Raw genomic sequence first — 13,398 nt, 5'->3', positions numbered from 1 at the left:
GTCAGAAATGGAGGTAGTTCCCGACGCTGCTCGCGCTCACCGTACGGGTGTCGTAGTTGTGCGCGCTCAGGTAGTTGTACTCCTCCAGCAGAATAGTGCCGTCGCTGTTCACCCGTGCGACGTAGGCCACGTGGCCGTACGTGCCGGTGTTCCACTGGGCGATGGCGCCGACCTTGGCGGTGTGGTCGACCTTGACCCCGGCGGAGGCCGCGGCGTTGTCCCAGTTGATCGCGTTGCCCCAGTGCACGCCCCGGTAGGAGTTGGTGAAGTCGACGCCCAGCCGCTGGCGGATCCGCCAGGCCGCGAACGACACGCACTCCCGCTTGTAGAAGTTCCAGGGGTCCGCCTGACTGGAGGAGTCGGACTTGTACGGGTAGTCGTCGGTCAGCGTGGTGACGCACGGCGGGGCGACGGTGCCGTCCGACCCGGTGTAGACGTAGGCGTCCGAGACGTAGCCGGCCGGGCTCGTGATCTTGTCCCAGACGCTGCTCGTGCCGTACGTGCCGGTGATCGTCGTGCCGCGCGTCTGGCAGCTGATGGTGACGGACTTCCCGTCCGCCACGCTGCCGACCGTCGGATAGCTCGTGCCCGCGCCGGAGCGTACGGAAAGAGCCGTGCCGCTCGTGTTGACCGTTCCGGTCGCCGCGTCCGCGGCCGTCGCGCCGAGCATGATCATGCCGGCGCTCACCGCGGCCAGCAGGCCGCCTCGCTTCATCCAGGCCACGTCGAACCCCTTTCTGGCGGGTATTCGATGTGACGGTAAGTCGATAATTTCCTAACTTAAAGGCTTGACTGTGACTAAATCACGGTTATACATGCTTCACGCGCATGCCGTCGGTCATGACCTGGATGAGGTGATCGACCTTCGCGGGGTCGGTGACCTGGTCGACGGCGCGGATGCAGCCGACCATGAGCGCCCTCACGTCGTCGCGGTCCAGATCCGGCCGGACCGCGCCGGCCCGCTGCGCGCCGGCGAGTAGGTCGTCGACCAGCCGCCAGAAGGATTCGTGCGTCCGCGGGCTGCCGTAGCGGACTCCTCGTGACGCCTCCAGCGCGTCGGACAGCGCCTTGTTGAGCGAGGCCTGCCTGACCTTGTGGTCGAAGAAGTGAAAGAACGCCGTGCCCGGATCCTCGTCGGCGAGCAGGCGATCGGTGTCGGCCAGCAGGGCCTCGACGCGGCCGGCGATCACCGCCTCGAACAGCGCCTCCTTGGTCGGGAAGTGCCGGTACACGGTGCCGGCGCCGACGCCGGCGCGGCGGGCGATCTCGTCGAGCGGCACGGCGATCCCCTGCTCGGCGAACATCTCCTCGGCCGCCTTCAGCACGCGCTCACGGTTGCGCCGCGCGTCCGCTCGCATCGGCGCGGCGCCTCTGTCGCCCGTCATCCGCTCACCCTACCGTCCTCTCGTTGACAACCGGGGCGCGCGTTCCGTATCTTCCCCGTCGAAGCGGGGCGGTCGTTCCGCTTTAGTCGCCCAGGAGGAAAATCGTCATGTCGATGCAGGACTCCACCGCCGCGCGGTCCGCGCTGGAGGTCACGCGCCGCTTTCTCGAGGTCAGTTCGCGCGGCGCCTACGACGAGCTGGCGGACCTCTACGCGGAGGACGCCGTGATCGAGATCCCGTTCGCGCCGCCCGGGATTCCGCGCACGTCGCAGGGGCGGGAGGTCTTCCGCACGCGCTTCAAGTCCGCCGAGAAGGTGTGGCGGATCGAGGGCGTCGACCAGGTGACGGTGCATGAGACCACGGACCCCGAAGTCGTCGTCGCCGAGTTCACGCTCCACCGCCGGGTACGAGAGTCCGGCGAACGGCTGTCGAGCGCCTACATCGTGGTCATGACCATCCGCGACGGCCTGATCCGGCACAGCCGGGACTACGCGGACGTCATCGCCGGGGCCCGCGCGCTGGGTAGGCTTCAGGAACTCATCGGTGACGGAAACGGCTGATCGTGAAGGCGGTGATGTGATCGGCGATGAAGGCGTGCAGGCTGCGCGGCGGATCGCCGGTGATCGACGCCACGTCGTCGGACAGCCACGCCGCATCGCCTTCGGCGATCAGGCCGAACACCTGGGCGTTGGAGGCCGCGACGGTCTCGGGCACGCCTACTCGGATCATCGCCGCCCGGTGCTCCTCGGGAGAGATCTGGCGGTGAAGGACTGTCCGTCGCGCACCGTGCTGGACGTGCTGGCCAACAAGTGGTCGCTCTATGTCCTCGGCCTGCTCCGGCGTCACGAGCGGCCGCTGCGCTTCACCGAGCTGCGCCGCCGCATCGAGGGCGTGACCCAGAAATCCCTCACCCAGGCGCTACGCAACCTCGAACGCGACGGGCTGATCAGCCGCACCGTCTACCCGACCATCCCCCCGCGCGTCGAGTACGCGCTCACGGACCTCGGCGTCGAGGCCGGCACCCTGACCACCGCGATCGCCGACTGGTCCCTGACCAACGCGGCCCGCGTCCACGCCGCCCGCGCGGCCTACGACGACCGGCCCGCCGACCAGCCGTGACAACATCACCCGGCGCACGATGTTCGGCACCCACGGTCGGAAAAAGTTCGGCACTGACCCGTTGGAGCGTCGGCTGCCCGGACGACGATGAAAGTGTGACGGACCCGCAGGTTCGGCCCGACCCGGCGTTCGGGCTGTTGAAGCTGTACGACGATGCGCTGCCGCACGTCTACGGCTACCTGCTGGCCCGCTGCGGCGACACCGGCCTGGCCGAGGACCTCACGGCCGAGTCGTTCCTGGCCGCCGTGCACGCGAGCCGCAAACCGGGCGCGCCCGATCCGTCGATCCCGTGGCTGATCGGGGTGGCCCGGCACAAACTCGCCGACCACTGGCGGCGGGTCGAGCGGGAGCAACGCGGGCTGCGCCTGCTGGACGCCGAGCCGGCCCGCGTCGACGACCCATGGGAGACGGCCGTCGACCGGATCCGTGCTCGTGAGGTGCTCGACCGTCTCGGCGCGCACCACCGGGCCGCGCTCACGCTGCGCTACCTCGACGGGCTGCCGGTGCCCGAGGTGGCCCGGCACCTGGACCGCACCGTGCACGCCACCGAGGCGCTGCTGGTCCGGGCCCGGGCCGCGTTCCGCCGGATCCATGAGGGAGAGGAGGGCTCGCGATGACGGATCCGTTCGAGGCTCTGCGCGAGCCCATCACGCCGGTCGATCCCGATCCCGACTTCGCCGGGCGCCTGCGGCTGCGGCTGACCCGGGAGGTCCTCGCACACCCAGGAGGAACCATGTCCCAACAGACCGTCGCGGCCCCGGTCGAGCGCGAGCCCGCCCGGCCTCCGGCGCTGACCCCCTACATCGTCGTGTCCGACGCCCGGCGCGCCATGGACTGGTACGTCGAGGTATTCGGCGCACAGCGCCGCGGCGAGCCCCATGTCAACGCGGACGGCACGATCGGCCACGCCGAGGTCGGCATCGGCGACGCGGTGCTGATGTTCGCCGAAGCCTCCGACCTCTGGCCCGACGTGCCCGTGCGTGCGCCCGATTCCCCCACGACGTTCAGCCACACACTCCACCTGGAGGTCGACGACGTCGACGCCACGACCGAGCGGGCCCGGAGCCACGGCGCCTCGGTGGAGCGGGAGCCGGCCGACCAGCCCTACGGTCGCGGCTCGGTGATCGTCGACCCGTTCGGGCACCGGTGGATGCTGCTCCGGCCGCCAACGCGCGCCACCCGGCAGCGCCAGGGGCCGCCGGTCGGCTGACCGAAGCGCGACGCCTCAGGTGTTTCCTGTTGCCGGTCGCTCTAAGGTCGTCCCATGACGATCGCTCGGGGTCTGGTGGCCGGGGCCACGCTGGACGCGCTGACCGGTGATCCGCGGCGCGGCCATCCGGTGGCCGCGTTCGGGCGGGCGGCGGCGGCCCTCGAACGCCGGCTGTACGGCGACTCCAAGGTCCGCGGCGCGGTGTTCGCCGGGCTGTGCGTCCTCGGCGCGGCCGGGCTCGGAGCGGTGAGCCGGGGCCGTACGGGGCCCGTCGCCGCCGCGACCTGGGCGGTCCTCGGCGGCACCTCCCTGGCGCGCGAGGGGCGGGCGATGCGGGCGGCGCTGGAGGCCGGCGACGTCGAGGCCGCCCGCGCCCGGCTGCCGCACCTGTGCGGGCGCGACCCCGACGCCCTCGACGCGAAGGAGCTGGCGCGCGCCACCGTCGAGTCGGTCGCCGAGAACACCTCCGACGCCGCGGTCGCGCCGCTGTTCTGGGGCGCCCTTCTCGGCGGGCCCGGCCTGCTCGGCTACCGCGCGGTCAACACGCTGGACGCGATGGTCGGCCACCGCAGCCCCCGCTACGCCAACTTCGGCTGGGCCGCCGCGCGCGCCGACGACGTCGCCAACTGGGTGCCGGCCCGGCTCACCGGGCTGCTCACCGTCGTGTGCGCGCCGCTCGTCGGAGGCTCGCCGCGCGAGGCGTACCGCGTGCTCCGCCGCGACGGCGCCGCGCACCCCAGCCCGAACGCCGGCCGCTGCGAGGCGGCCTTCGCCGGCGCGCTCGGCGTGCGGCTCGGCGGCGTCAACGTCTACGGCGACCGCGTCGAGCACCGGCCCGCACTCGGCGACGGCCGTCCGCCCGAGCCCGATGACATCCGCCGCGCCGTCCGGCTGTCCCGCGCGGTCGGCCTCGCCGCCGCCGGCCTCGCGGCGGGTGTCCGTCTCGCGTTCGGGCGTGGCCGGTGAAGGGCGCGCTGCTGGTCGCCGGGACCACCTCCGACGCGGGCAAGAGCGTGCTGACGGCCGGGCTGTGCCGCTGGCTGTCCCGCCAGGGCGTACGCGTCGCGCCGTTCAAGGCGCAGAACATGTCGCTGAACTCCATGGTCACCGCCGACGGCGCGGAGATCGGGCGGGCGCAGGTCATGCAGGCCGCCGCCGCCCGCGTCGAACCGACCGCGGACATGAACCCGGTGCTGCTCAAGCCCGGTTCCGACCGCCGCAGCCAGGTCGTCGTGCTCGGCCGCCCGGTCGCCGAGGTGGACGCCCTGGGATACGGCGAACACCGGGCGCGGCTGCGCCAGGTCGTCACGGCGAGCCTGGCCCGGCTGCGCGCGGAGTACGACGTGGTGATCTGCGAGGGCGCCGGGAGCCCCGCCGAGATCAACCTGCGGCGCGGCGACCTGGCGAACATGGGACTGGCCCGCGCCGCCGACCTGCCGGTGATCGTCGTCGGCGACATCGACCGCGGCGGGGTGTTCGCCGCGCTGTACGGGACGGTCGGGCTGCTGGAACCGGAGGACCAGCGACTCGTCGCCGGTTTCGTCATCAACAAGTTCCGCGGCGCTCCGGAGCTGCTCGCTCCGGGCCTGGCCCAGATCAGCGCGCTGACCGGCCGGGACGTCTACGGCGTGCTGCCCTGGCTGGAGGGGCTCGGCCTCGACGTCGAGGACTCCCTGGCCCTGGACGGACGCCGTACGGCGCCGCGCGCGGGCGAGGGGACCCTTCGCGTGGCGGTGGTACGGCTGCCGCGGATCTCCAACTTCACCGACGTGGACGCGCTGGCGACCGAACCCGGCGTGGTCGTGTCGTACGCCACGACGCCGGGCGAGCTCGCCGACGCCGACCTGGTCGTGCTGCCCGGTTCGCGCGCCACCGTGTCCGACCTCGGCTGGCTGCACGAGCGCGGTCTCGCCGCCGAGATCGTCCGCCGCGCCCGCGCCGGGCAGCCGGTGCTCGGCATCTGCGGCGGCTACCAGATGATGGCGCGGGAGATCCTCGACGACGTGGAGTCCTGCGCCGGCGCCGTCCCGGGGCTGTCCCTGCTGCCGGCGCGCGTGGAGTTCGCCCCGGAGAAGACGCTGCGCCGGCCGGCCGGTTCGGCGTACGGCGAGCCGGTGGAGGCGTACGAGATCCACCACGGGATCGTCGCGGTGGAGGGCGGCGAGCCGTTCCTCGACGGCTGCCGCGAGGGTTCCGTGTGGGGGACGACCTGGCACGGGGCCCTGGAGAACAACGGCTTCCGCCGGGCGTTCCTCGCCGACGTCGCGCGTACGGCGAGACGCGACTTCACGCCCGCGCCGGACACCGACTTCGCCGCGCTGCGCGAGGCCCAGCTCGACGCCCTCGGCGACCTCGTCGAACACCATCTGGACACCGACGCGCTGACCAAGCTCATCGAGGCGGGCGCCCCGTCGGGTCTGCCGGTCGTCCCTCCCGGAGGCGCGGGTTCCTAGGGCCTAGTCCGGCGCGGACCACCATTCCTCGAAGGAGCGGCAGCGGCCGTCCTCGGCGAAGCGCATGATCCACAGGTCGCGGAACTCCTCGTGGTCCGGCTCGCCGTACGTCACCTCCACCCGCACCACGGCCGTGTCACCGTCGACCGCGACGATCTCGCTGGTCATCTCGAAGACCTCGTCGGGACCGGTGCGCTCCTCGTCCCACATCTCCTCGATCTCCGGCAGACCGGTCAGGGGTTCGTCGTACGGGCCCTGCCGGTAGGTGGCGTCCGTGGTGAAGAGCCCGGCCAGCGGCTCGGTGCCGGGGGTACGCCAGGCTCGCTCGTAGCCGTCGATCCACGCGGCCACCCGTTCCTTGTCCATGAGATCAGTGTGGCCGAAAGATCGAGCGTTCACGACGGAACCGCCGATCGGTCACCTACTCGTCGAACGCGGCGGCCGGAGGGCGAACCGGTCGATCGGCGGTGCGCCCTCCAGCAGGTCGGTGACGAGCTCGCCGATGAGCGGGGCGAACTTCGCGCCGTGCCCCGAGCAGGGCGAGCAGACGACGATCGGGCCCTGCCGGTCGAGCACGAAGTCCTCCCCCGGCGCCCAGGTGTACAGGCACGTCGTCTCGGAGCGCGGAACCGGGTCGACGCCGGGCAGCCACTCCCGCGCGTACGCGAGCGCGCGCTCGCGTGCCTCCGGGTCCACGGTGAAGTCGCGGGTGTCGGCGGTGGTGACTGTGCCCCGCAGGTGCTCGCCGAGCTTGACCCAGGGTCCTTCGGGCAGCGCGTACATCTCCAGCGCCTCCTCCGACGAGCCGTGCACGATCGTCGGCCAGGGGCCGGGCTCGCGCGGCGCGAAGAAGAAGACCTGCTGCTGGGTGACGGTCAGCGGTGGCAGCGGGACGAGCCCGCCGAGCAGCGGACCGGTCCAGGCGCCCGCCGCCACGACGAGGGTCCGCGCCTGCCAGGTGTCCGCGCCGGCGCGGAACCGCACCCCGTCTTCGTCCGGCTCCAGGTCACGTACGGGCGTCTCGTGCGCGACGGCGGCGCCTTCGGTGGCCGCGAGCCGGGTCATCGCGGCGATCGTCGCCTCGGGGTCGACGACCCCGCCCTCCGGGTCGTGGACGACCGGGCCGGTGAAGCGGATTCCGGGCCAGCGGGCCGCCGCGTCGGCCGGGTCGAGCAGTTCGGCGGCGACCCCGTGCTCGCGCAGCAGCGCCGCCATGCGCTCCGGTTCGCGGCCCGGCCCGTGGTCGACGCCGCCGACCCGGTCGAGCAGACGCTCGCCGGCCTCGATCTCCAGGCGCTCCCACAGCCGCCCGGCCCGGCCGGTGAGCTCGACGTAGAACGGGTCGAGATAGGCGCGACGGTAGATCCGCGCGTGCCCGTGCGAGCTGCCGCGCCGGTGACCCGGCGCGTACGCCTCGAACGCCGCCACCGTGTGCCCGCGCCGCGTCGCCGCCCAGGCGACCGCCGCCCCGGAGAGCCCGAGTCCTGCCACTGCCACATCAACGTGCCGCATGAACTCATCCTGTATGAGGCCGAAGTCGGCCGCATCTCGTCTGGCCGGGCCGAAAGGCGCATATTAGGATACGTATGCACCTTGCACATAAACTTGCGACATAGGAGGGGTTCGGTGACCCACCACCCCCACACCGCCCTTTCGTCCCCCCACACGCCATGAACAGCCCGGCGGCGGCCGAGACCGGCTGGAGCCGGCTCGACGAGGTCGCTCTCGGCAGTCTGCTCGCCACGGCCGCGGCGGCCGGCACCGGGCCGGTCCGGCTGGTCGGCGCGCAGCTGCACGACCTCGCCGCCCGGCTGGTCGTCGACGGACTGCCCGTCGAGGCGACCGTGCCCGGACGGCGCGGGGCGCGCGCCCTGCGCCGGGCGCTGCGCCGGGCCGGGCAGCGTTCGGCGGTCGCCCCGATCGTCGCGAACATCGGCATCGACCTTCCGTTCTCCGACTCGGCCGCGCACGTGCTCGTCTGCCGGCTCGACCCGCAGACGTTCCCGTTCCCCCGGCACACCGTCCGTGAGCTGGGCCGCGCCGTCAGCCCCGGCGGCACGGTCGTCCTGCTCACCGGCGGGCAGGCTCCCTGGCCCGCCGGGCTGGTCGACGCCTGGGCCGTCTCGGCGGGCCTGGCGCCCCAGTCCGAACGCGACACCGGCGGCGCGCTGCCCTTCGCCGGCGCCGTCTACGAGTCTCGTCCGGCGTAGCCCCGGGAGGCCGGGGTCTCGGCCGGCTCCGCCGGCGGTTCGCCGAAGCGGGCGAGGATCAGGGCGCCGGCCACCGCGAGCGCGAAACCCGCCGCCGCGAGGCCCACGTACCCGTGGCGGGTGCGGTCGCCCAGCAGCAGCACGCCGACGAGGGCGGGCACCAGTGTCTCGGCCACCACGACGGTGCCCGTCGTCACGGTCACCGAGCCGCGCTGCAGCGCCGTCGTGAAGAACAGGAACGCCACCAGGCCACCGGCCGCGACGACGTACATCGCCGGATCGCGCAGCAGGTCCCACGGCGCCAGGCTGCGGACCACGCGTGAGCCGATCGCGACGAACCCGAAGCCGAGGCCCGCGGCCAGGCCGAGCACGGCGGAGCGGGCCCGGCCCCGTAGCCGTCCCGCCACGGCGCCGCCGACGCCGACCACCACGACGCACCCCAGCAGCACCAGCTTGAACCGCAGGCTGACCGCCGCCGGGTTCTCGTGGCCCGCGGAGAGCCCGAGCATGGCCAGACCGGCGCAGACCGCCGCGACCGCCGCCCACTCGGCCCCGCTGAGCCGTACGTGCAGCACGCGGACCGCGACCACCGCCGTCACCGCGAGGTTGGCCGCGACCGCCGCCTGCACGACGAACAGCGGCAGCGACCGCAGCGCCGCCAGCTCGGCGAAGAAGCCGAGAATGTCCAGTCCGGTGCCGAGCACGAACGGGACGCGCCGGAGGAGACGGACCAGCAGCCGGGGATCGACGCCCGCCCCGACCGGGGTCGTGCGCGCCGCCACCGCCTGCATCACGCTCGCGACCCCGAAGCACACGGCGGCCGCGATCGCGCCGAGCAGGCTCAACACCAACACGCGACCACCATACGGGCCGTCAGGCCGCCTGCCACAGGGAGGCGTACTGGCCGCGGTCGCGCAGGAGCTGGTCGTGCGTGCCGTCCTCGACCACCCGGCCGTGCGCCATCACGACGATCCGGTCGGCGTGCCGGGCCGTCTGGAGCCGGTGCGCGATCAGTACGGTCGTGCGCCCGGCGGCGACGCTGTTCATCGCCCGGGTGACGCGGGCCTCCGTGGCGAGGTCGAGGTTGGCGGTGGCCTCGTCGAGCAGCAGGATCGCGGGGTCGACCAGTTCGGCGCGCGCCAGGCAGATGAGCTGCCGCTGCCCGGCCGACAGGGTGGCGCCGCGCTCGGCGATCTCGTGGTCGTAGCCGCCGGGCAACCGCATGATCAGGTCGTGCGCGCCGACGGCGCGGGCCGCCCGCTCGACCTCGGCGGCGGAGGCGTCCGGCCGCCCGTACGCGATGTTGTCGTGCACGGTGCCGCGGAACAGGAAGGTCTCCTGCGGGACGTACCCGAGCTGCCGCCGGTAGGCGTCCAGGTCGAGGTCGCGTAGGTCGTGGCCGTCGACGACGATCCGGCCCCCCTGCGGGTCGTAGAAGCGCGCCAGCAGCTTGACCAGGCTCGACTTGCCCGCGCCGGTGGCGCCGACGAGCGCGACCGTCTCCCCCGGCTCGATCGTCAGGTCGACCTCCCGCAGCGCCTCCTCCTCGATCCCCGGATAGCCGAACCGCACGCCCTCCAGCCGGATCGCCCCGTGGAGCGGGCCCGGGTCGACGGGCGCGGCGGCGACCGGCGTCGCGACCGGCTCGGCCATGAGGTCGCGGATGCGGGCCATCGACACCCGCGCCTGCTGCCAGTCGTCGAAGACCTCCGAGAGCTGCTGGATCGGGGAGAAGAACAGGTTGACGTACAGCACGAACGCGATCAGCTCGCCCGGCGTGAGGGAGTGGCCGCGCACCATGTGGTAGCCGAGGGCCAGCACGACCACCGCCGCGACGTCGGACAGGAAGTCGACGAACGGGAAGTACAGCGAGATGAGGCGCTGCGCGGCGAGGCGGGCGTCGGTGTAACTGCGCGTGATGCGCTTGAACTCCCGCTGCCTGCGGTTCTCCTGGGTGAACGCCTGCGACTCCCGTACGCCCGCCATGCTCTCCTGGAGGCTGGCGTTGACGATCGCGATCCGCTCCCGCGCCTCCCGGTACGGCTCGGCGGACAGCCGGCGGAACGCCACGGTCGCGACGAACAGCGGGATCAGCACGAGCGCGGTGGCGCCCGTCAGCACCGGGCTCATGACGAACATCGCCACGGCGACGCCCACGAACGTGAACAGCGACGCGACCGCGCTGATCAGGCCGTCCTGCAGCAACGAGGAGAACGCGCTCACGTCGGTGGTCATCCGGGTCATGATGCGCCCGGCCATCTCACGGTCGTAGAAGTCCACGGCCAGCCGCTGCAGCTGGGCCCATACCCGGATCCGCAGCGCGAACATGAGCCGCTCCCCCGTACGCCCGGCCACGAGCGTGACCGCGCGGGAGATCGCCAGGTCAACGAGCGCCACGCCGAGGAAGATCCCCGCCGCCGTGAACAGTGCTCGCTGCGATCCGGTGAGCACGCCCTGGTCGATGCCGTCGCGGGACAGGTACGGGCCGGCGACGCCGGCCAGCGCGTCCAGGATCACCAGCAGCAGGCCCAGGCCGAGCGGGAGGCGGTACGGCCGCAGGAACCGCCACAGCGTGAACCGCGACTCCGGCTGTGACTCCCGTGCGATGTCCACCTCGGGCAGGTCACGCGAGGGCGGCAGCGCCGAGACACGCCGGAGCATGTCGTCGTGGGCGAACGCCCCGCCCAGCCCCGGCCGGTGTCCGTCCCCGGCCTCGGCGCGTGCGGCCGGGCCCGGCGAGGGCTCCAGATCGTCGCCCTCACCGGACAGCAGCCGCCGGTAGAGCGGGCAGCGGCCCATCAGCTCGGCGTGCGTGCCGTCGTCGATCACCCGGCCGGCGTCGAGCACGGCGATCCGGTCGGCGAGGCGGAGCGTGGACCGGCGGTGCGCGACGAGCAGAGTCGTGTGCCGGTGAAGGACACGCCGCAGCGTCGCGTGGATGCTCTCCTCCACCTTGGCGTCGACCGCGCTGGTGGCGTCGTCGAGCACGAGGATGCGCGGGTCGGACAGCAGGGCGCGGGCCAGGGCGACCCGCTGGCGCTGGCCGCCGGACAGGGTCAGGCCGCGCTCGCCGACGATCGTGTCGTAGCCCTCGGGCAGGCGGGTGATGAACTCGTGCGCCTCGGCGGCACGCGCCGCGGCCTCCACCTCCGCGTCGGTGGCGTCGGGCCGCCCGTAGGCGATGTTGTCCCGCAGCGACTCGGAGAACAGGAAGCTCTCCTCGAACACCATGCCGATCTGCGAGCGCAGCGAGGCGAGCGTGACCTCGCGGACGTCGTGCCCGTCGACGCGTACGGTCCCCTCCTGGGGGTCGTGGAACCGGAGGAGCAGGTGCGCGGCGGTGGACTTGCCCGACCCCGACGCCCCGACCAGCGCGACGACCTCGCCGGGGGCGATCCGCAGGTCGAACCCGTCCAGCACCGGCTCGGACCGCCAGAAGCCGAACCGTACGTTCTCGAAGGAGATCTCACCGCGCAGGCGGGGCAGCTCACGCGCTCCCGGCGCGTCGGTCACCGCGGGCGTCGTGTCGAGCAGCTCGAAGATGCGCTCGGCGCCGGCGCGCGCCTGCGGAGCGGCGCTGAGCATCCGCGCGATCAGGCGCGCGGGGTTGATCAGCAGGACCAGGTACGAGGCGAAGGCCAGGAACGTGCCAACGGTGATCTTGTCGTTGAGCGCCAGCCAGCCGCCCAGCGCCAGCACGCCGACCTGCCCGAACGTCGGGATCGACTCCAGCAGCGGCTGGTAGCGCGCCGACAGGCGGATGGCCCGCATGCTGGAGCCGTACAGGTCGGACGCCGAGCCGGCGAGGCGCTCGAACTCCCGCTGCTCCTGCCCGAACCCCTTGACGACGCGTACGCCGGTGACCGCCTGGTCGACGACCTGCGCGACGTCGCCGGTCCGCTGCTGCATGTCCCAGGTCGCCGGGTAGAGCCGTGTGCGCATGCGGTACGCGCCGACGACGAGGATCGGCAGGATGACCAGGCTGATCAGCGCGAGCAGCGGCGAGAAGGCGAACATCACGCCGAGCGAGGCGACCATCAGCACGAGGTTGCTCGTCAGCGTCGGCAGGACCCGCAGCACCGTCAGCACGAGGCTGATGTCGGAGTTGGCGCGGGAGACGAGCTGGCCCGTGGCCATCCCGTTGTGCGCCTGCAGGTCGAGCCGCTGCAGCTCGCGGTGGATGGCGCCGCGCAGCCCGTACGCGACCTCGAGCATGACCTTGGAGGAGTTGAACCGGCGGGTGCGGGCGGCCACGAACCCGACCGTGCCGAGGGCGAACAGCAGCACCAGCCACGGCGTGAGCGGGGCGCGGGAGGCCAGGATCACGTCGTCGACGACGTGACGCTCGACCACCGGGACCAGGGTGCTCACGCCCGCCCAGATCAGTCCCGCGATGAACGTGCGGACCAGGCTGCCGCGCTGCCGGAGCACGAACGGCAGCATCCGGCGGATCCAGCCGCCCCGCACCCCCGGCCCGCCCCCGCGCTCAGCCATCGGCGAGCCGTTCCATCAGGCCCGCGGCCAGCCGGAGCAGCTCGCGTTCGGTCGGCGTGAGCCGCTCGGCCATCGCCTTGGCCAGCCACGCCTCTCTCCTGACGGTGTCCTCGTCGAGCACGGCGGTCCCCTTGTGGGTGATCTCGATCCGTACCTGGCGGCGGTCCTTGTCGTCCGGATGCCGGACGATCAGGCCGTCGTCCTCGAGCCGGGAGAGCATCCGCGTCAGCGACTGCGGCTGCAGGCGCTCGGCGGCGGCCATCGCGGAGGCGGTCATCGGGCCGTTCAGCGCCAGCAGGTTGAGCAGGCTCAACCTGCTGCGGCTCAGGCCGTAGCTGACGCGCTCGGCACGCAGCCGACGGCCGAGCTGGCCCATCGCCTGGCGCAACGCGCTCGCGGTCGACCGTGTCTCATCCTCGTCCACACACTAAGCAAAGCTTAATATCGGGTGCCTGGCAAATGCTTACATGTCCTAAACAGGGGGTAAAAAGCAACGCATTGCGTACCGTTGAGTATATGGAGGCGGG

The 13,398-nt window shown here is 72.7% G+C and carries 15 protein-coding genes; 7 read left to right on the top strand and 8 right to left on the bottom strand.

What is annotated here, in order from left to right; genetic code table 11:
- Window position 1: 1 nt before the first annotated feature.
- Together QSK37_RS38390 and QSK37_RS38385 are read right to left on the bottom strand one after the other, a co-directional pair.
- Window positions 2–715 (bottom strand): CHAP domain-containing protein, encoded by a 714-nt coding sequence (locus QSK37_RS38390; protein ID WP_285631132.1) that lies wholly within the window; start codon window positions 713–715, stop codon window positions 2–4.
- Window positions 716–809: 94 nt separating this feature from the next.
- Complete coding sequence (locus tag QSK37_RS38385; protein WP_285630903.1) at window positions 810–1,385, bottom strand: TetR/AcrR family transcriptional regulator; 576 nt, start codon at window positions 1,383–1,385, stop codon at window positions 810–812.
- 107 nt (window positions 1,386–1,492) lie between these two features.
- On the opposite strand from QSK37_RS38385, the gene QSK37_RS38380 reads away from it, so the two are divergent.
- The gene (locus QSK37_RS38380) at window positions 1,493–1,945 is read left to right on the top strand and encodes a nuclear transport factor 2 family protein (RefSeq protein WP_285630900.1); all 453 of its coding nucleotides are present in this window, start codon (window positions 1,493–1,495) and stop codon (window positions 1,943–1,945) included.
- Here the strand turns inward: QSK37_RS38380 and QSK37_RS38375 are convergent.
- Window positions 1,923–2,099 carry a hypothetical protein gene (locus tag QSK37_RS38375; protein ID WP_285630897.1) on the bottom strand — a complete coding sequence of 59 codons (177 nt, stop codon included), beginning with the start codon at window positions 2,097–2,099 and terminating at the stop codon, window positions 1,923–1,925. The genes QSK37_RS38380 and QSK37_RS38375 overlap by 23 nt on opposite strands.
- A gap of 48 nt (window positions 2,100–2,147) precedes the next feature.
- Between QSK37_RS38375 and QSK37_RS38370 the strand changes: the two genes are divergently transcribed.
- The 5 genes from QSK37_RS38370 to QSK37_RS38350 all read left to right on the top strand — a co-directional run bounded on the left by QSK37_RS38370 (window position 2,148) and on the right by QSK37_RS38350 (window position 6,167).
- Complete coding sequence (locus QSK37_RS38370) at window positions 2,148–2,504, top strand: winged helix-turn-helix transcriptional regulator (RefSeq protein ID WP_285630894.1); 357 nt, start codon at window positions 2,148–2,150, stop codon at window positions 2,502–2,504.
- A gap of 95 nt (window positions 2,505–2,599) precedes the next feature.
- A complete protein-coding gene (locus QSK37_RS38365; RefSeq protein ID WP_285630890.1) occupies window positions 2,600–3,121 on the top strand; it encodes an RNA polymerase sigma factor in 522 nt (173 codons plus the stop codon).
- Window positions 3,118–3,714: a VOC family protein gene (locus QSK37_RS38360; protein WP_285630887.1), complete on the top strand. Its 597-nt coding sequence runs from the start codon at window positions 3,118–3,120 to the stop codon at window positions 3,712–3,714. Before QSK37_RS38365 ends, QSK37_RS38360 begins: the two co-directional genes overlap by 4 nt.
- A 54-nt stretch (window positions 3,715–3,768) precedes the next feature.
- On the top strand, window positions 3,769–4,680 hold the full coding sequence (locus tag QSK37_RS38355; protein WP_285630884.1) for a cobalamin biosynthesis protein: 912 nt from the start codon (window positions 3,769–3,771) through the stop codon (window positions 4,678–4,680).
- A complete protein-coding gene (locus QSK37_RS38350; RefSeq protein WP_285630882.1) occupies window positions 4,677–6,167 on the top strand; it encodes a cobyric acid synthase in 1,491 nt (496 codons plus the stop codon). Before QSK37_RS38355 ends, QSK37_RS38350 begins: the two co-directional genes overlap by 4 nt.
- 3 nt (window positions 6,168–6,170) lie before the next feature.
- Here the strand turns inward: QSK37_RS38350 and QSK37_RS38345 are convergent, their stop codons facing one another.
- Together QSK37_RS38345 and QSK37_RS38340 are read right to left on the bottom strand one after the other, a co-directional pair.
- Window positions 6,171–6,533: a YybH family protein gene (locus QSK37_RS38345; RefSeq protein ID WP_285630880.1), complete on the bottom strand. Its 363-nt coding sequence runs from the start codon at window positions 6,531–6,533 to the stop codon at window positions 6,171–6,173.
- A gap of 51 nt (window positions 6,534–6,584) precedes the next feature.
- On the bottom strand, window positions 6,585–7,679 hold the full coding sequence (locus tag QSK37_RS38340) for an FAD-dependent oxidoreductase (protein ID WP_285630878.1): 1,095 nt from the start codon (window positions 7,677–7,679) through the stop codon (window positions 6,585–6,587).
- Between the two features lie 158 nt (window positions 7,680–7,837).
- Between QSK37_RS38340 and QSK37_RS38335 the strand changes: the two genes are divergently transcribed.
- A complete protein-coding gene (locus QSK37_RS38335; protein WP_285630876.1) occupies window positions 7,838–8,377 on the top strand; it encodes a hypothetical protein in 540 nt (179 codons plus the stop codon).
- On the opposite strand, the gene QSK37_RS38330 is transcribed toward QSK37_RS38335, so the two are convergent.
- Genes QSK37_RS38330 through QSK37_RS38320 form a run of 3 tightly spaced genes read right to left on the bottom strand, consistent with a single transcriptional unit; the run spans window position 8,356 to window position 13,295 of the window.
- Entirely contained in the window at window positions 8,356–9,231 is an 876-nt protein-coding gene (locus tag QSK37_RS38330) for a hypothetical protein (RefSeq protein WP_285630874.1), read from the bottom strand. The two genes, QSK37_RS38335 and QSK37_RS38330, sit on opposite strands and share 22 nt — an antisense overlap.
- A 19-nt stretch (window positions 9,232–9,250) precedes the next feature.
- Window positions 9,251–12,871 (bottom strand): ABC transporter ATP-binding protein, encoded by a 3,621-nt coding sequence (locus tag QSK37_RS38325; protein WP_285630872.1) that lies wholly within the window; start codon window positions 12,869–12,871, stop codon window positions 9,251–9,253.
- Window positions 12,864–13,295 (bottom strand): MarR family winged helix-turn-helix transcriptional regulator, encoded by a 432-nt coding sequence (locus QSK37_RS38320; RefSeq protein WP_285574062.1) that lies wholly within the window; start codon window positions 13,293–13,295, stop codon window positions 12,864–12,866. Before QSK37_RS38320 ends, QSK37_RS38325 begins: the two co-directional genes overlap by 8 nt.
- Window positions 13,296–13,398: the final 103 nt, after the last annotated feature.

The sequence above is a fragment of the Actinoallomurus iriomotensis genome, assembly GCF_030269445.1.
Classification (GTDB): Bacteria; Actinomycetota; Actinomycetes; order Streptosporangiales; family Streptosporangiaceae; genus Actinoallomurus; species Actinoallomurus iriomotensis.
Note: the sequence above shows the minus strand (reverse complement) of the source record. Positions and strands in the feature narration are given on the sequence as shown.